Source organism: Muricoccus harenae, assembly GCF_009848505.1.
Lineage (GTDB): Bacteria > Pseudomonadota > Alphaproteobacteria > Acetobacterales > Acetobacteraceae > Roseomonas > Roseomonas harenae.
The window spans coordinates 45,340-62,294 of sequence record NZ_WWDL01000009.1; the positions used below are offsets into that span (position 1 = coordinate 45,340).

Genomic DNA, 16,955 nt, shown 5'->3' on the forward strand with positions numbered 1-16,955 from the left:
GAAGCGGAACGTCCTGCCCTGTGGCCCGGCGGAGGCTAGGTGGGAACGATCAGCCCGTCGCGCAGGGTGACGGTGCGGTCCATCCGCGCCGCCAGCTCGGGATTATGCGTGGCGATCAGGGCAGCGAGGCCCCTGCCCCGCACCGCCTCCAGCAGCTCCGCGAAAACGCGGTCGGCGGTGGCGACATCCAGGTTGCCGGTGGGCTCGTCGGCCAGCAGCACCTTCGGGGCGTTTGCCAGGGCGCGAGCGATGGCCACGCGCTGCTGCTCGCCGCCCGAAAGCCGCGTCGGGCGGTGATGGCCGCGATCATTCAACCCGAAGGCTGCCAGCAGGTCACGCGCGCGGGCCTCTGCTTCACGGCGCGGACGGGATGCCGCCAGCTGCGGGAGGACGATGTTCTCCTCCGCCGTGAATTCCGGGAGCAGGTGATGAAACTGATAGACGAAGCCGATGGTCTCCCGCCGCAAGGCGGTGCGGGCGTCATCGGACAGGCTGCTCGAATCCCGGCCTTCCACCAGCACCCGTCCGCCATCAGGCTTCTCCAGCAGTCCCGCCACATGCAGCAGCGTGGACTTGCCGGTGCCCGAAGGGGCCACCAGGGCGACGATTTCGCCGGCATGCAGGTCCAGCTCAGCGCCACGGAGCACCGGCAGCTCGCCGGCCTCGGTACGGTAGCGACGCTCCACGCCTCGCAGGGACAGGGAAGCCGTCAAGAGGGGGGTCTCAGGCATTGCGCAGCCCCTCCACCGGATCGAGCCGCGCCGCGCGCCAGGACGGATAGATGGTCGCCAGCAGCGACAGGGCGAGGCCCATGCCGACCACCTGCGCCACCTCCATCGGTTCCACCACCGCGGGCAGCTTGGTCAGGAAGTAGACCTCGGCGTTGAAGAGCTCGGTGCCGGTCAGGGATTGCAGGAACTGCCGGATGTTCTCGATGTTCAGGCAGAAAATGAGGCCCATCGCGAAGCCGATCAGCGTGCCCGCAACCCCGATCGAGGCGCCCGCCAGCAGGAAGATGCGCAGGATCGCCCCGCGCGTGGCGCCCACCGTCCGCAGCACCGCGATGTCCCGCCCCTTGTCCTTCACCAGCATGATCAGCGACGAGACGATATTGAAGGCCGCGACGATGATGATCAGCGTCAGGATCAGGAACATCACGTTCCGCTCCACCTGCACCGCATTGAAGAATGAGGAGTTGGAATCCTGCCAGTCCAGCACGCGGACAGGCCGGCCACGCAGCGCCTCGAAGATCGCGCGGGTGGCGTTGCGCACGCGGGAGGGGTCCTCCACGAAGACCTCCACCTGGGTCGCGCTGTCACGGTGCTGGAAATAGATCTGCGCGGCGCCGAAGGGCAGGAAGACGTAGCTGGAATCATATTCCTGCATCCCGGCCTCGAACATCGCCACCACCTCATAGGCGCGCAGCCGCGGCACGGTGCCGACAACCGTCGCGCGGCCCTGGGGCGAGACGAGGGTGATGCGGTCGCCGATGCGGAGGCCGAGCTTCCGCGCGAGCCGCGTGCCAACGACGATGGTGTCGTCGCCGCCGAAGCGCGAAAGGTCGCCGGCGCGGATGTTGCCTGCGATCAGCGGCCGGGCGCGCAGGTCCTCCGGCCGGATGCCGCGAGCCAGGCCGCCGGTCGCGCCCCCCGCTTCGCTGGTGAAGAGCACCTGCCCCTCCACGATCGGCGTGGCCGAGACAATGCCGGGAATCTGGCGGATGCGGCCCGCGATGTCGTCGAAATCGCGCAGGCCGGAATTGTCCTGCGCATAGACGCCCAGATGCCCGTTCAGCCCAAGGATGCGGCCCAGCAGCTCCTGCCGAAAACCGTTCATCACCGACATGACGATGATGAGCGTCGCGACGCCGAGGGCGATGCCCACCAGCGAGAAGATGGCGATAACCGAGACGAACCGCTCGCCCTTGCGGGCGCGCAGGTACCGGAAGGCGACGGCGCGCTCGAAGGGCGAGAACATCAGGCGAGCGTCGCGCGGATCTTGGCGAGCGCCTCGTCCAGCGGCAGTTCCAGTCGCTCGCCGGTCGCACGGCGCTTCAGTTCCACAATGCCCTTGGCGGCGCCGCGGGGCCCCACGATGGCCTGCCAGGGATAGCCGACGAGATCGGCATCCGCGAACTTGGCGCCCGCCCGCTCGCCACGGTCGTCATAGACGACCTCGCCCGGCAGGGCGGCGTAGAGCTGCTCGCAAAGCGCATCCGCTGCCGCATCACCCGGTTTCAGGTTCAGGATAGCGCAGGCGAAGGGCGCCACCGCGTCCGGCCAGATGATGCCATTCTCGTCATGTCCGGCCTCTATGATCGCGGCCAGAAGGCGAGAGACGCCGATGCCATAGGAGCCCATCTCTGGGATCACCGGGGTGCCGTCCGGCCCCGCCACCGTCAGCCCCATGGGCTTCGAGTACTTGGTGCCGAAATAGAAGATGTGCCCGACCTCGATGCCGCGCGCATTAACCTGGAGCTCGGCCGGAATGGCGTTCCAGGTGTCCAGGTCGTGCTTCTCGTCGGTCGCGGCGTAGCGGCTGGTCCAGAAGTCCACCACCGGCGAGGGGTCGCCCGTGCCGGTCGGGTCCTGCGCCAGCACGTCGAAGTCCAGAAGGTCCTTGTGGAGGAAGACCTCGCTCTCCCCCGTCTCCGCCAGGATGATGAACTCGTGGGACAGGTCGCCGCCGATCGGCCCGGTATCCGCCTGCATCGGAATGGCCTTCAGCCCCATCCGCGCGAAGGTGCGCAGGTAGGCGCGGAACATGCGGCGGTAAGACTCCCGCGCACCAGCAGCGCCGAGGTCGAAGGAATAGGCGTCCTTCATCAGGAACTCGCGGCCGCGCATCACGCCGAAGCGGGGGCGGATCTCGTCCCGGAACTTCCACTGGATGTGGTAGAGATTGCGCGGCAGGTCCCGGTAGGACTTGGCGTAGGTCTTGAAGATGTCGGTGACCATTTCCTCGTTGGTCGGGCCGTAGAGCATCTCCCGGTCATGGCGGTCGGTGATGCGGAGCATCTCCTTTCCATAATCGTCATAGCGGCCGCTTTCTTTCCACAACTCGGCGGGCTGGATGGTCGGCATCAGGATTTCCTGGGCGCCGGCCAGGTCCTGCTCCTGCCGCACGATCTCCGAGATCTTGCGCAGCACGCGAAGGCCCAGCGGCAGCCAGGCATAGATGCCGGCGCTGGTCTGGCGGATCAGTCCGGCGCGCAACATGAGCCGGTGCGAGACGATCTGCGCCTCGGCGGGCGTTTCCTTGAGTGTAGGCAGAAAGGCGCGGGAGAGGCGCAAGGTGGCAGGCTCCGGGTCGGGTTCGGGGCGCAACCTAGATCGGATCGCCCGAGGGCGGTATCGCCCGGCGGCGTGATTCCGCTCTCAAACGGTGAGCATCGCTTGCGCCAGGTTCCGCAGCCCGTAGCCCGGCAGCGGCCAGGGCAAAAAAAGGGCCGTCCCGAAGGAGCGGCCCGAGTTTAGGGAGGAAACGCCAGTCACACGGCGGAAGAGGAAAAGCCCTCTTCCATGTCCCGATGATGCTGCACCGCACCCAGGCACGAAAGAATTTTTCCCCGTGCCGAGATGAAAATTTAGGCGGATCAAGCAGGATATGCTGCAGTTTTACGCCCTCAATGCACAAAACGCACGCATATGCCTAATCATTGGGCTTTGCGAGCCATCCTTCCCGAAAGGAAAGCCAATCAGCCCGTACCAGCCACTCGATGAGCAGCCAAACCAATACCGAGACCAACGTCGTCAGCAGCACGATGCGGAGCATCCGGACGCGCCGCGGCGCTCCGCGCCATCCTCCGGCCGGCTCGGCCTCCGGATCTGGATCGACCCCCAGCGGCAGGACGGCGAAGAGAACCGTCCACCACACCAGGAAGTAGACGACAGTCCCCGTAATCAAGCCCATTTGGTCCCCCTGCCCTGACATCGCCGTAATCCCACGGCGCTTCCGGGCGTTTCCGTCGCATGCACGTCCCGAAAGGAGACCGCCTTGCGACGCATCCTGCTACTTGCCGGCCTCGCCATCACGGCACTGCCGATCCTGCCCGACACCGCTCAGGCTCGTCCCCCCTGGGAGGAACATCGCCGCTGGGAACGGCATGAGCGCCGGGAGGCCAGGCGCGAGGAGCGCTGGCACCGCGAACGCTGGCGCGAGGCCCGCCGGCATGAGCGGCGCTATTACCAGCACTATGGCCCGCCCGTCGCCTATGCGCCGCCGCCTCCGGGCGTGATGCTCCAATTCAACCTGCGCTGAGCGGGCTCACACCCGCAGCAGGTGCAACTCGACCAGCGGGCGCTTGCGGACGCGGCGCCCAATGGCCTTGCGAAGGGCGGTCCGCGCCGCCTCACGCAGGGCCGAGTCCTCGCGCCGCAGGGGCGCCGGAAGGTCGTTCACCAGTCGGGCCAAGTCGGCGGCGATCTGAGCCGGCGCCTCCTCCCCCGGCTCGAACAGACCCGGGGCGGAGATCTGCGGCACGCCGCGGACCTTGCCGTTGTCGTCCACGGCCAGCGAGCCGACGACGACGCCGTTGAACAGCATCCGTCGGCGCGCGCCCAGCACCCCGCCCTCAAGCGGCAGCAGTCGCGGCCCGTCCACGACCAGCTTGCCGCTCTGCACCGTCTCGCAGACCTCAACGGCGCCGGGTGCCAGGCGCAGCATGTCACCATCCTCGATCAGATGCGGAATGGCACCGAAGCTGCGCGCCAATGCCGCATGCTCCTGCAGGTGCCGCCACTCGCCGTGCACGGGAACGGCATGGCGCGGCTTCACCAGATCATAGAGGCGGCGCAGCTCGTCCTTGGCCGGGTGGCCGGAGACATGCACCGGATGCTCGGAATCCGGCGTCACCACCCGGCAGCCGGCGCGGTAGAGCGCCGATTCCACTGCCATGATCGCCTTCTCGTTCCCCGGGATCATGCGGGAGGAGAAGATGACGGTGTCGCCCTCCCCCAGGGAGATCTGCGGATGGGTATCGGCCGCGATCTTCGCCAGCGCCGAGCGCGGTTCGCCCTGGCTACCGGTGCAGACGATCAGCAGCTCGTCATCCGGCAGGTAGCCGGCCTCCTCCTCATCAAGGAAAGGCGGCACATCCTTGAAATAGCCAGTCTCGCGCGCCGCGGCATCGGCGTTGCGGAGGGAGCGGCCGAACAGCGCCACGCGCCGCCCCGCCGCCTTCGCGGCATAGGCGATGGATTCGATGCGCGCGATGTTGGTGGCGAAGCAGGCCACAGCCACCCGGCCCTTGAGGCCCCCGATGAGCGAAGTCAGCGCCACGCGCACATCGGCCTCGCTGCCGGAATGACCGTCCACCAAGGCATTGGTGCTGTCGCAGACCATCGCCAGCACGCCTTCCTCGCCCAGGGCGGCAAAGGCGGCTTCGTCCGTGGGCAGGCCCGTGAGCGGGGACGGATCCAGCTTCCAGTCACCGGTATGCAGCACGATGCCATGGCGCGTGCGGATGGCCATAGCCTGTGATTCGGGCACCGAATGCGCCACACGCAGGAATTGCAGGTCGAAGTCACCGATCTTCACCCGAGCGGAAAGCGGCATGGTGTGCAACGTCACCTCGCCCATCAGCCCAGCCTCACCCAGCTTCCGGCGCAGCACCGCGCTGGCGAAGGGGCTGGCATAAATAGGGCAACGGAGTTGTGGCCACAGGGCCGCCACCGCGCCGAGATGGTCCTCATGGGCATGGGTGATGACCAGCCCGACCAGACGGTCGCGCCGCTCAGCCAACCAGGTCGGGTCCGGGACGAGGATCTCCGCCTCTGGCGTCTCGGCGCCGCCGAAGCCGATGCCACAGTCCACAGCCAGCAACGCGCCGTCCAGGCGGTAGACATTGAGGTTCATGCCGATCTCCCCCGTCCCCCCAAGCGGGAGGAAGGCGAGGTCGTCGGTCGTTTCGAAGGTCATTCGTTCTCGTTCTTGAGGAGTCTGGAAGCGTTGTCTTATGGAAGATGGGGGGTGGGTTGCGGGTCGCCAACAGGCGGCGACCATTGGGAGTGATATCGGGTTCGGTATGTTGAATGACGGTGGTCCCCTCCGCGAACAAGGGGGCAAGGCCGCCGGTCGCGATCACCTTCCGGGGACCGCCGAACTTGGCCTGAATCCGGGTCAAGAGCCCCTCCACCATCCCGACATAGCCCCAGAAGATCGCGGATTGCATGGCAGGCGCCGTGTCCCGGCCAGTGACCGCCTGGGGCCGGCCGATGCCAATCCTGGGGAGGCGGGCGGCGGGCCCGGTGCCAAGCCTCGATCCACAGGTTGATGCCGGGAGCGATGACGCCGCCGACATGGGCCCCGCCCTCCCCCACGACGTCGGAGGTGGTGGCGGTACCGAAGTCGACGACAATCAGCGGGGCGGCATACTGGTCATGCGCGGCCAGCGCATTCGGGAGGCGGTCGGCACCGACCTCCATCGGGCCGTCGACCAACATCTCGAAGCCCCATCCCACGCTGCCAGTCCGGGCGACCAGCGGCTCGCGGCCGAACCAGTCCCGCACGAAGCGGCGGAGTGTGTAGAGCGCGGCGGGCACCACTGTGCCGAGCGCGCAGCGATTGATATCGGCCGGCTGCAGCCTCGCATGCGACAGCAGGGCCAGCAGCCAGACGGCATATTCGTCGCTCGTCCGGCCCAGGCTGGTGGCGATCCGCCAGCGCCCGCGCCATCCCGACCTGTCATGCACGGCGAAGACGACATTGGTGTTGCCGGCATTGATGGCCAGGAGCATGGCGCGTCCTTCTCAGGCCCTCAGGGGCTCACGACCCCGGCCGTGACCATGCGCAGGCCGGTCGCGGTGCGAAGGCGCAGGGCCCCGGTCTCGTCCAGCCCGTCGAATGCGCCCCGGTGGAGGACACCCCCTGAGTTCACCGTCAGCACCGCGCCGACAGCGTGGCCGAGCGCCAGCCAAGCCTCGCGGACCGCACTGAAACCTTCGGCGTTCAACACTCCGCACCAGCGGTCGAGCGATGACATGATGGCAGCGGCTGCCTCCTCCGGCGTGAGGGCAGGCGGCGGCAGCGAGGCCGTCGCCCGCCCCGGGACAGGTGGCGCGTAGGCAAGGTTCACCCCGAATCCGAAGCACAACCAGGACAGGCGCCCACCCGCGTCCAGCGCAGCCTCGGTGAGGATGCCGGCGCATTTGGCCCCGCCCAGCAGCAGGTCGTTCGGCCATTTCAGCGTGAGGCCGAGGCCGGCATAGGGCGCCAGCGCCTCATACAGCGCGACGGCAGCCAGGAGGCTCCATTGCGGCACCTCGCGGGCGGCCACATCCGGGCGAAGCAGAACGGAAAGATAAAGATTGCCTTCCGGTGATTCCCAGGTCCGACCCTGCGTGCCGCGCCCTGCCGACTGGCGGCGCGCGAGGATGGCGAGGCGCTCGGCCTGGCCATCCTCGGCACATCGCCGGATCAGGTCGGCAGTACTGGGAAGCTGATCATGGACCAGCAGCCGCCAGCCCGCCGGCGCCGAGTTCACCCGGCCAGCGCCGCAACCGCCGCCGCCGCCGCCGCCACGATGGGAGCGGGGAAGAGGAAGAAGAGCACATTGAACAGCCCGGCCCCCGCCAGCACCAGCGACACCGAGGCCGAGCGCGGATCAAGCGTGCCCGCGGGTGCGTCGAAATACATCACCTTGATGATGCGCAGGTAGTAGTAGGCGCCGATCACGCTGGTGAGCACGCCCACTGTCGCCAGCACCCAGTAGCCTTCCTGCACCGCAGCCAGGAAGACGTAGAGCTTCGAGAAGAAGCCCGCGAGCGGCGGAATGCCGGCCATGGAGAACATGAAGACCACCATGGCGATCGCCATGGCCGGATCGGTACGCCCGAGCCCGGCCAGGTCATCCACCCGCTCCAGCGAACGGCCCTGGCGCCGCATGGCGACCAGCACCGCGAAGACGCCGGCATTCATCACGAGGTAGATGGCCATGTAGAGCATCACGCCGCGCAACCCGGTGTCGGTCGCGACCGCGAGGCCCATCAGGGCGTAGCCGACATGGCCGATGGAGGAATAGGCCATCAGCCGCTTGATGTTCTGCTGCCGGATGGCCGCCAGCGAACCCAGGAGCATGGAGCCGAGCGAGGCGAGCCAGATCACCCCCTGCCACTGCGAGGCGAGATCGGCGAAGGGATCCGCCAGCACCCGCACCAGCAGCGACACGGCTGCTACCTTGGGCGCCGAGGCGAAGAAGGCTGTCACGGGCGTCGGCGCGCCCTCATAGACGTCGGGCGTCCACATGTGGAACGGCACCGCCGAGATTTTGAAGGCCAGCGCGGCGACCACGAAGGTCATCCCGACCACCACGCCGAGGGACACACCCTCCTGGCCCGAAACCGCGCTGCCGATGGCCGCGAAGCTGGTGGAGCCGGCGAAGCCATAGGTAAGGCTGGCGCCATAGAGATAGAGGCCGGAGGCCAGGGCGCCGAGCACGAAGTACTTCAGCCCGGCCTCGGCGGAACGCGCGTTGTCCCGATCGAAGGAGCCGAGGACGTAGAGCGACAGCGAGAGCAGCTCGAGCCCCATGTAGAGGGTTATGAGGTCGGAGGCCGAGACCATCGCCATCATGCCGATCGTGCTGAACAGCACGAGGACCGGGAATTCGAATCGGGCAATGCCCTGCTTTTCGTTCCAGTCCAGCGCCAGCATCAGCCCGGTGGCGGCGCCGAGCAGGATCAGAACCTTCGCGAAGCGCGCGAAGCTGTCGGAAACGAACTGCCCGGCGAAGGCGGCGCCGTCAGGCGTCGCCATGGTCAGCACCGCCGCCAGCAGCAGCGCGCCCAGCGTGCCCATGGTGACGGGAAACGTCATGTCCCGCTTCGGGATGACGCCGACCATCAGCAGCACCAGCCCGGCACAAGCTAGCAGGATCTCAGGAAGGGCGAGGGTCCAGTTCATCGTCTCGCTCATCGACTCACAGCCCCGCCACGCGCGGCACGGCCAGGGCTGCCTCGTGCCGCTCCACGAGGGCGGCGACGGAGACTTCCCAGACATTGGTGAAGGATGAGGGGTAGAGCCCCATCCACAGAGTCAGCAGGATCAGCGGTGCAAAGATCGCGATCTCCCGCGGTGAGAGATCGAGCAGCCCCCGCACCTCCCCCTTCGTTATCTTGGAGAAGATCACCCGGCGATACAGCCAGAGCATATAGGCGGCGCCCAGGATCATGCCCGCGGCGGCACCAAGGGCCACCCAGGGGCTGGAGCGCCAAGCGCCCGTGATCACCAGGAACTCGCCCGGGAAGTTCGCCGTTCCCGGGAGGGCCACGCTCGCCATGGTGAAGAGCATGAAGACCAGCGCATAGGCGGGCATGACCTTCGCCACGCCGCCGTAGCGGGCGATCTCACGCGAATGCACCCGGTCATACAGCACGCCGACGCAGAGGAAGAGCGCGCCGGAGACCACGCCATGCGCGAGCATCGTGAAGATGGCGCCCGAAATACCCTGCTGGTTGAAGGTGAAGAGCCCGATCGTGACGACGCCCATATGGGCCACCGACGAATAGGCGATGAGCTTCTTCATGTCCTCCTGCGCGAAGGCGACGAGGCTGGTGTAGATCACCGCGATGACGCTGAGGGCGAACATCAGCGGCGCGAAGAACTGCGAGGCTTCCGGGAAGAGCGGGATTGAGAAGCGGAGGAAGCCGTAGCCCCCCATCTTCAGCAGAACGCCCGCCAGGATGACCGAGCCGGCCGTCGGCGCCTCGACATGGGCATCCGGCAGCCAGGTATGGACCGGCCACATCGGCACCTTCACGGCGAAGGAGGCGAAGAAAGCCAGGAACATCCAGTACTGCCAGGCCGGCGGCACCGGGTTCTCCATCAGCGTCGCGATGTCCGTGCTGCCGGCGCGGTACCAGAGCGCGAGGATCGCCAGAAGCATCAGCACGGAGCCGAGCAGCGTGTAGAGGAAGAACTTGAAGGCGGCATAGACGCGCCGCTGCCCGCCCCACACCCCGATGATCAGGAACATCGGAATCAGCACGCCTTCGAAGAAGACGTAGAAGATGATGAGATCGAGCGCGCAGAACATGCCGACCATCATCGTCTCGAGGACGAGGAAGGCGATCATGTACTCCCGCACGCGGGTCTGCACCGCCTCCCAGGAGGCGAGGATGCAAATCGGAGTCAGCAGGGTCGAGAGCAGGACGAACAGCATCGAAATGCCGTCCACGCCCATGTGGTAGTTGACGCCGAACTCCGGCAGCCAGGCGACCTGCTCGACGAACTGGGCATCGGCGACCTGTGGATCGAAGCGGAACCACAGCACCAGCGACAGCACGAAGACGATCAGGCTGGTCCAGAGCGCAGTCCAGCGGGCGTTGGAGGCGACGGTCGCCTCATCCCCCCGGACGCACAGGATGGCCAGTACCCCCGCCAGCGGCAGGAAGGTGAGGAGGGAGAGCAGCGGGAAGCCGGCCGCGTTCATCGGGTGAAGCCCAGGAAGATGACGGAGACGAAGACCACGAGACCCGCGATCATGGTGAAGGCGTAGTTCGCGACCCGCCCGGTCTGGAACCGCGCCACACCGCGCGCGGCATCGACGGTAATCGCCGCGATACCGTTGGGCATGCCATCGATGATCCGCGCGTCGCCGGTCCGCCAGAACACCTGCGCCAAGCGGCGGAAGGGCCGGACGAAGATCGCGTTGTACAGCTCGTCGAAATACCACTTGTTCAGCAGGAAGCGGTAAACACCCGGGAAGGTCTCCGCCAGCCGCACCGGGAGACCCGGCGCAAACATGTAGAAGAGATAGGCGAGCGCGATGCCGGCAATGGCGATCACGGTCGGCGCCAGCGGCACCCAGCCCGGCACCTCATGCGCATTGTGCAGCACATGGTTGTGCTCGGCTGTGAAGATGGACCCGTTCCAGAACTCTGCCTGGTGGTGCCCGACGAACAGGTCGGCGAAGGCCGCGCCGGTGAAGAGCGCGCCAAGCGCCAGGACCAGCAGCGGGATCAGCATCACCGCCGGGCTCTCATGCACATGCTCCATGGTGTGTTGATCCGCCCGCGGCTTGCCGTGGAAGGTGAGGATCAGCAGGCGCCAGGAGTAGAAGGCCGTGAGGAAGGCGGCGATCAGACCCATGACGAAGGCGAACATCCCGGCGCCCGTATGGGCGGCGAAGGCGCTCTCCAGGATCATGTCCTTGGAATAGTAGCCGGCGAAGAAGGGGATACCAGCCAGGGCCAGGCTGCCGATCCACATCACGGCATAGGTGACCGGGATCTTCGCCCAGATGCCGCCCATCTTCCGGATGTCCTGCTCATCCGACATGGCGTGGATCACGGAGCCCGCCGAGAGGAAGAGCAGCGCCTTGAAGAAGGCATGGGTAAAGAGGTGGAAGATCGCCGCCTGATAGGCGCCCACCCCGATGGCGAAGAACATGTAGCCGAGTTGCGAGCAGGTCGAATAGGCGATGATGCGCTTGATGTCGTTCTGCACGCAGCCGATCGTCGCAGCGAAGAAGGCCGTTGCGGCGCCGACGATGGTCACGATGGTCAGGGCTACCGGGGCGTATTCGAAGATGGGCGACATGCGCGCCAGCAGGAACACGCCGGCCGTCACCATGGTGGCGGCATGGATCAGCGCGGAGACGGGCGTCGGCCCCTCCATCGCGTCCGGCAGCCAAGTATGCAGGCCGAGCTGCGCCGACTTGCCGCAGGCGCCGAGGAACAGCAGCACCGAGATCACCTCAAGCGCCGGGAGGCCGGCGAAGGTGGCCCCGCGCATCTCCTCCACCCGGGGGAAGATGTCGCCAAAATTCAGGGCGCCGAAGGTCCAGAAGGTGAGCGCCATGCCGAGCATGAAGAACACGTCGCCGACGCGGTTCACGATGAAGGCCTTCATCGCCGCCCGGTTGGCGCTCTCGCGGTCGTACCAGTAGCCGATCAGCAGGTAGCTCGCGAGGCCAACGCCTTCCCAGCCGAAGAACAGCTGGACCAGGTTGTCCGCCGTCACAAGCATCAGCATGGCGAAGGTGAAGAGACCGAGATAGGCAAAGAAGCGCGGCGGCGTCTCGTCATGCGACATGTAGCCGACGCTGTAGAGATGGATGAGGGTGGAGATGAAGGTCACCATCCCGACCATCATCGCGCTTAGCGTGTCATAGCGGAGTGCCCAGTCGACGGTCAGCCCGCCGACATCGATCCATTCGGAGATGGTGACGGTACGGGGCGCCGAGTGCAGCCCGACTTCGACGAAGGCCGAGACGCCGCAGATGGCGGCCAGCACCATGCAGCCGACCGAGACCCACATGGAGAGCTTGTCGCCCAGCCAGCGGCCGAAGAACCCCGCAAGCGTCGCGCCCAGCAGGGGGAAGAAGACGGCACCGACGAACATGGCGCCCTAACCCTTCAGGGTGGACACGTCTTCCACCTCGATCGTGCCGCGGTTGCGGAAGTAGATGACGACGATGGCCAGCCCGATCGCGGCCTCGGCGGCCGCCACGGTCAGGATGAACATCGAGAAGATCTGCCCCGTGAGGTCCCCCAGATTTGCCGAGAAGGCCACCAGGTTGAGGTTCACGGAAAGCAGGATCAGTTCCAGCGACATCAGGATGACGATGATGTTCTTCCGGTTCAGGAAGATGCCGAAGATGCCGAGCACGAAGAGGATCGCGCCGACCGTCAGGTAATGGCCCAGGCCGATTTCAAGCATCAGTGGTGCCCCCCATGGCCGTGATCGTCATGCGCCACGGCCTTCGGCTTCTCTTCCTCGGGCGGCAGCGGACGAAGGATGCCCAATTCCCCGATCGAGGCGCCGAGCGGCACCGAGGCCATATCGAGCTGGGTGCGGCGCGACACCTGCACGCCAATGTCCTGCCGCCGGCTGCGCAGCCGGTCGCGATGGGTGAGCACGATGGCGCCGATCATCGCCACGAGCAGGATCAGACCCGCGCCCTGGAACAGGAAGATATAGTCCGTATAGAGCACCCGTCCGATGGCGGCCGTGTTCTGCACGCCTTCCTGCACCGGATGCAGCCGCAGCCCCTCGGACTGCCCGCTGGACTGCCAGGCGCCCAGTACGAAGACCAGTTCCAGGAACAGGATACCGCCGATCACCGCACCGATCGGAGCATAGCGCTGGAAACCTTCACGCAGCTGCGTGAAGTCGATGTCCAGCATCATCACCACGAAGAGGAATAGCACTGCAACGGCGCCAACATAGACGATGACCAGGATCATCGCCAGGAACTCGGCGCCGGCGATGAGGAACAGCGCGGCGGCGTTGAAGAACGCCAGGATCAGGTACAGCACGCTGTGCACCGGGTTCCGGCTGGTGACCACCATCACGGCGCTGGCGATCAGCACCCCGGCGAAGGCGTAAAAGGCGAGTCCGGCGATCATCGATAGGGTGCATCCGCCTGGAGGCGCGCGGCCAGGATCGGCTCCCACCGGTCGCCGTTATCGAGAAGCTTCTCCTTGTCGTAGAAGAGCTCCTCGCGGGTCTCGGTCGCAAATTCCAAATTCGGCCCAAGAACGATCGCATCCACCGGGCATGCCTCCTCGCAGAGGCCGCAATAGATGCACTTGGTCATGTCGAGGTCGTAGCGCGTGGTCCGCCGGGAGGCGTCCTCCCGCGGTTCGGACTCGATGGTGATGCACACCGCCGGGCAGACCGCCTCGCAGAGCTTGCAGGCGATGCACCGCTCCTCGCCATTGGGGTAACGGCGCAGCCCATGCTCCCCGCGGAAACGCGGGCTGAGGGGCGCGCGTTCAGCTGGGTAGGCAATTGTGGCCTTCCGGCTGAAGAAGGCCTTCAGCGTCAGCCCCATGCCGGAGACCAGCTCCGTCAGCAGGAGGCTGCGCGCGATCTTGTCGAGCGTCGCCATTCAGCGGACCTTTCCGGGGCAGCAGTGCCCCCCAATCATCGAACTCATGCCGGGAGCCACCCGAAGATCTTCAGCGCCGCCGCCGTCAGCACCAGCCAGACGAGGCTGATCGGTAGGAAGACCTTCCAGCCCAGCCGCATCAGCTGGTCGTAGCGGTAGCGCGGGAAGGTCGCGCGAACCCAGACGAAGGTGAAAAGACAGAGGCAGACCTTCAGGATGAACCAGATCGGCCCCGGCACCCAGTTGAAGGGCGCCACATCGAAGGGCGGCAGCCAGCCACCCAGGAACAGGATGGTGGTGAGCGAGGACATGAGGATCATGTTCGCGTACTCACCCAGGAAGAAGAGGGCGAAGGTCATCGCGGAATATTCCACGAAGAACCCCGCCACCAGCTCCGATTCACCCTCGGGCAAGTCGAAGGGCGCCCGGTTCGTCTCCGCCAGGGTGGAGATGAAGAAGATGATGAACATCGGGAAGAGCGGGATGAAGAACCAAAGGCCCTTCTGCGCCAGCACGACATCCGTCAGGTTCAGCGACCCCACGCAGAGCAGCACCGTGACGATCACGAAGCCCATCGAGACTTCGTAGGAGACCATCTGCGCCGCCGAGCGCAGCGCACCCAGGAAGGCATACTTCGAATTCGAGGCCCAGCCGGCGATGATGATGCCGTAGACGCCGAGGGAGGAGATGGCGAAGAGGTAGAGCACGCCGACATTGATGTCGGCGATTGCCCAGCCCTCGTTCACCGGGATCACCGCCCAGGCGATCATCGCCAACATAAAGGTGAGCATCGGCGCCATGATGAAGAGCACCCGGCTCGCGCCCGCGGGCACGATGGTTTCCTTCATCAGCATCTTCGCCGCATCGGCGAAGGGCTGCAGCAGGCCGAAGAAGCCAACGACGTTTGGCCCCTTCCGCAGTTGCATCGCCGCCATGATCTTGCGCTCGGCCCAGGTGAGATAGGCCACGAAGATCAGCAGCGGCACCAGCAGCGCCAGCGCCTGCGCGACGGTCAGCGACAACACGCCGAGGGGGGAGTTGAGGAAGCTGTCCATCACTCGGCGGCCATGGCTGGGGTCGGCGCATGGGCACGCGCGCATTCGGCCATCACATCGCTGGCGCGGGCAAAGACATCGGCCTGCCAATAATCCGTGATAGCCAGGGTGAAGGGCGCGGTGCCGAGCTTGCCCGCATCGCCGGACGGTGCCGCCGTCAGGGCGGCCGGTGCGGGCGTCTCGTCCACTCGGGCGAAGGACGGGTTCACGGCCACCAGCCGCGTCCGGATAGCCGCCAGGTCGTCATATGGCAGCGCATGGCCGAGCAACTCGCTAGCCGCCCGCAGGATCCGCCAGTCCTCTCGCGCCTCGCCGGGCGGGAAGACCGCACGGCGGCCCCGCTGCACCCGGCCCTCCGTGCTCACATAGGTGCCGTCCTTCTCGAGATAGGTCGCACCCGGAAGGATCACATCGGCGCGCCCGGCGGCGCGATCGCCATGATGGCCTTGATAGATCACGAAAGTTTCCGGCGCGATCAGAGACGGATCCAGCTGATCCGCGCCGAGCAGCCAGAGCGCATCCACCCCGCCACCGAGCATGGCGCCAAGATCCTTGCCGCCCCGCCCCGGCAGGAAGCCGAGATCGAGCGCCGCCACCTGGCCACCCTGCGTGTGCAGCAGGTTGAAGCCATTCCACTCCGCCGTCACAGCGTTCAGCGACTGCGCCAGTGCCCAGGCTGCCGCAAGCACCGCCGCGCCATCCGGACGCGCCAGCGCACCCCGGCCAAGCAGGATCATCGGTCGCTTGGCGTTCCGCAGCACCTCGCCGAAGGCGCCATCCATCACGCCGCGCAGCGCATCGGGACCAACGCCCAGATGCTTCGTCGGATAGGTGAGGTTGGCGTCCACGCCGATCACGCCGACGGGCATGTGGCTGTTGATCACGCGCTTGCGGATGCGCGCGTTCAGCACCGGGGCCTCGACGCGCGGATTGCTGCCGATCACGAGCAGCGCATCGGCCTGCTCGATGCCGGCGATGCTCGTGTTGAACAGGTAGAAGGCGCGCTCAGACGCATCCAGCGCCGCGCCATCCTCGCGGCAATCCAGGTTCGTCGAACCCAGCGCCGCCATCAGGTCCTTCAGCGCGACCATGCTCTCCGCATCGGCCAGCCCACCAGCTACGGCGCCGATCCGGTCGCCCGGGAGCCCCTTCAGCTTCGTGGCAATGGCCTGGAAGGCCTCGGGCCAGCTCGCCGGGCGCAGCTTGCCGTCCTGGCGCAGCCAGGGACGGTCCAACCGGCGCTTCTTCAGCGCATCGAAGGAGAAGCGGCCACGATCGGCCATCCACTCCTCGTTCACGTCCTCATGCACGCGCGGCAGGATGCGCAGCACATCGGGCCCGCGGCTGTCCACGCGGATATTGGTGCCGGTGGCGTCCAGGACATCCACGCTGTCGACCTTCGCCAGCTCCCAGGGCCGCGCCATGAAGGCATAGGGCCGGCTGGTCAGCGCGCCCACCGGGCAGATGTCGATCAGGTTGCCCGACAACTCGGTGGAGAGCGCCTTCTCCACATAGGTCGTGATCTCCAGGGCCTCGCCGCGCCCAACCGCGCCGAGCTCCGGCACCCCGGCCACCTCGGTCGCGAAGCGGACGCAGCGCGTGCACTGGATGCAACGCGTCATGATCGGCTTGATCAACGGACCCATGTACTTGTCCGTGACCGAGCGCTTGTGCTCGCGATAGCGGCTTTGGTCGCCGCCATAGGCAACGGCCTGGTCCTGCAGGTCGCACTCGCCGCCCTGGTCGCAAATCGGGCAGTCCAGCGGGTGGTTGATCAGCAGGAATTCCATCACCCCGCGCCGCGCGTTCCGCACGCCGGGGCTGTCGGTGATGATCTTCATCCCGTCCATCACCGGAAAGGCGCAGGAGGCAACCGGCTTCGGCGCCTTCTCCACCTCGACCAGGCACATCCGGCAATTGCCGGCGACCGACAGGCGCTCATGGTAGCAGAAGCGCGGGATCTCCGCGCCGGCCAGCTCGGCGGCCTGGAGAGCCGTGGCGCCCAGCGGCACCTCGACCTCCTTGCCGTCGACCGTGACCTTGATGAGCTTCACATCGCTCATGGC

The 16,955-nt window shown here is 66.5% G+C and carries 15 protein-coding genes and 1 pseudogene; 1 reads left to right on the forward strand and 15 read right to left on the reverse strand.

The genetic code is table 11. From position 1 onward, the window contains the following. Positions 1-35: 35 nt before the first annotated feature. From GSE44_RS08695 to GSE44_RS08710, 4 genes are all read right to left on the reverse strand, one after another. Positions 36-731: an ABC transporter ATP-binding protein gene (locus tag GSE44_RS08695; RefSeq protein ID WP_159348411.1), complete on the reverse strand. Its 696-nt coding sequence runs from the start codon at positions 729-731 to the stop codon at positions 36-38. Then, complete coding sequence (locus GSE44_RS08700) at positions 724-1,977, reverse strand: lipoprotein-releasing ABC transporter permease subunit (protein ID WP_159348412.1); 1,254 nt, start codon at positions 1,975-1,977, stop codon at positions 724-726. The genes GSE44_RS08695 and GSE44_RS08700 overlap by 8 nt, the downstream gene beginning before the upstream one ends. Beyond that, a complete protein-coding gene (gene proS / locus GSE44_RS08705; RefSeq protein WP_159348413.1) occupies positions 1,977-3,293 on the reverse strand; it encodes a proline--tRNA ligase in 1,317 nt (438 codons plus the stop codon). The genes GSE44_RS08700 and proS overlap by 1 nt, the downstream gene beginning before the upstream one ends. Positions 3,294-3,651: 358 nt before the next feature. Beyond that, on the reverse strand, positions 3,652-3,912 hold the full coding sequence (locus GSE44_RS08710) for a DUF1467 family protein (RefSeq protein ID WP_159348414.1): 261 nt from the start codon (positions 3,910-3,912) through the stop codon (positions 3,652-3,654). 84 nt (positions 3,913-3,996) lie between these two features. On the opposite strand from GSE44_RS08710, the gene GSE44_RS08715 reads away from it, so the two are divergent. Beyond that, a complete protein-coding gene (locus GSE44_RS08715) occupies positions 3,997-4,260 on the forward strand; it encodes a hypothetical protein (RefSeq protein ID WP_159348415.1) in 264 nt (87 codons plus the stop codon). 6 nt (positions 4,261-4,266) lie between these two features. Here the strand turns inward: GSE44_RS08715 and GSE44_RS08720 are convergent, their stop codons facing one another. The 11 genes and pseudogenes from GSE44_RS08720 to nuoG form a co-directional block, all read right to left on the reverse strand. Next, positions 4,267-5,919, reverse strand: coding sequence for a ribonuclease J (locus GSE44_RS08720; RefSeq protein ID WP_159348416.1), 1,653 nt, complete (start codon positions 5,917-5,919; stop codon positions 4,267-4,269). A 43-nt stretch (positions 5,920-5,962) separates the two neighbouring features. Further along, positions 5,963-6,737 (reverse strand): annotated as a pseudogene (locus tag GSE44_RS08725) (type III pantothenate kinase); the annotation flags it as partial. Between the two features lie 20 nt (positions 6,738-6,757). After that, positions 6,758-7,483, reverse strand: a complete 726-nt coding sequence (locus GSE44_RS08730) for a biotin--[acetyl-CoA-carboxylase] ligase (RefSeq protein ID WP_159348417.1) — start codon at positions 7,481-7,483, stop codon at positions 6,758-6,760. Beyond that, positions 7,480-8,901 (reverse strand): NADH-quinone oxidoreductase subunit NuoN, encoded by a 1,422-nt coding sequence (nuoN, locus tag GSE44_RS08735; protein WP_159348496.1) that lies wholly within the window; start codon positions 8,899-8,901, stop codon positions 7,480-7,482. The genes GSE44_RS08730 and nuoN overlap by 4 nt, the downstream gene beginning before the upstream one ends. A 16-nt stretch (positions 8,902-8,917) precedes the next feature. Further along, positions 8,918-10,429 carry an NADH-quinone oxidoreductase subunit M gene (locus GSE44_RS08740; RefSeq protein ID WP_159348418.1) on the reverse strand — a complete coding sequence of 504 codons (1,512 nt, stop codon included), beginning with the start codon at positions 10,427-10,429 and terminating at the stop codon, positions 8,918-8,920. Continuing rightward, positions 10,426-12,342 carry an NADH-quinone oxidoreductase subunit L gene (nuoL, locus tag GSE44_RS08745; protein ID WP_159348419.1) on the reverse strand — a complete coding sequence of 639 codons (1,917 nt, stop codon included), beginning with the start codon at positions 12,340-12,342 and terminating at the stop codon, positions 10,426-10,428. The genes GSE44_RS08740 and nuoL overlap by 4 nt, the downstream gene beginning before the upstream one ends. Positions 12,343-12,348: 6 nt before the next feature. Continuing rightward, a complete protein-coding gene (nuoK, locus tag GSE44_RS08750; protein ID WP_159348420.1) occupies positions 12,349-12,660 on the reverse strand; it encodes an NADH-quinone oxidoreductase subunit NuoK in 312 nt (103 codons plus the stop codon). Then, positions 12,660-13,349 (reverse strand): NADH-quinone oxidoreductase subunit J, encoded by a 690-nt coding sequence (locus GSE44_RS08755; protein WP_159348421.1) that lies wholly within the window; start codon positions 13,347-13,349, stop codon positions 12,660-12,662. Before GSE44_RS08755 ends, nuoK begins: the two co-directional genes overlap by 1 nt. Beyond that, a complete protein-coding gene (gene nuoI, locus GSE44_RS08760) occupies positions 13,346-13,834 on the reverse strand; it encodes an NADH-quinone oxidoreductase subunit NuoI (RefSeq protein ID WP_159348422.1) in 489 nt (162 codons plus the stop codon). Before nuoI ends, GSE44_RS08755 begins: the two co-directional genes overlap by 4 nt. 44 nt (positions 13,835-13,878) lie before the next feature. Continuing rightward, positions 13,879-14,889 (reverse strand): NADH-quinone oxidoreductase subunit NuoH, encoded by a 1,011-nt coding sequence (nuoH, locus tag GSE44_RS08765; RefSeq protein WP_201305987.1) that lies wholly within the window; start codon positions 14,887-14,889, stop codon positions 13,879-13,881. Further along, entirely contained in the window at positions 14,889-16,952 is a 2,064-nt protein-coding gene (gene nuoG, locus GSE44_RS08770) for an NADH-quinone oxidoreductase subunit NuoG (protein WP_159348424.1), read from the reverse strand. The genes nuoH and nuoG overlap by 1 nt, the downstream gene beginning before the upstream one ends. Positions 16,953-16,955 lie beyond the last annotated feature (3 nt).

Coding starts and splice junctions, on each gene's coding strand:
- GSE44_RS08695 (WP_159348411.1), bottom strand. CDS start 731: ATGCCTGAGACCCCCCTCTTGACGGCTTCCCTGTCCCTGCGAGGCGTG.
- GSE44_RS08700 (WP_159348412.1), bottom strand. CDS start 1,977: ATGTTCTCGCCCTTCGAGCGCGCCGTCGCCTTCCGGTACCTGCGCGCC.
- GSE44_RS08710 (WP_159348414.1), bottom strand. CDS start 3,912: ATGGGCTTGATTACGGGGACTGTCGTCTACTTCCTGGTGTGGTGGACG.
- GSE44_RS08720 (WP_159348416.1), bottom strand. CDS start 5,919: ATGACCTTCGAAACGACCGACGACCTCGCCTTCCTCCCGCTTGGGGGG.
- nuoN (WP_159348496.1), bottom strand. CDS start 8,901: ATGAACTGGACCCTCGCCCTTCCTGAGATCCTGCTAGCTTGTGCCGGG.
- GSE44_RS08740 (WP_159348418.1), bottom strand. CDS start 10,429: ATGAACGCGGCCGGCTTCCCGCTGCTCTCCCTCCTCACCTTCCTGCCG.
- nuoL (WP_159348419.1), bottom strand. CDS start 12,342: ATGTTCGTCGGTGCCGTCTTCTTCCCCCTGCTGGGCGCGACGCTTGCG.
- nuoK (WP_159348420.1), bottom strand. CDS start 12,660: ATGCTTGAAATCGGCCTGGGCCATTACCTGACGGTCGGCGCGATCCTC.
- GSE44_RS08755 (WP_159348421.1), bottom strand. CDS start 13,349: ATGATCGCCGGACTCGCCTTTTACGCCTTCGCCGGGGTGCTGATCGCC.
- nuoI (WP_159348422.1), bottom strand. CDS start 13,834: ATGGCGACGCTCGACAAGATCGCGCGCAGCCTCCTGCTGACGGAGCTG.
- nuoH (WP_201305987.1), bottom strand. CDS start 14,889: ATGGACAGCTTCCTCAACTCCCCCCTCGGCGTGTTGTCGCTGACCGTC.
- nuoG (WP_159348424.1), bottom strand. CDS start 16,952: ATGAGCGATGTGAAGCTCATCAAGGTCACGGTCGACGGCAAGGAGGTC.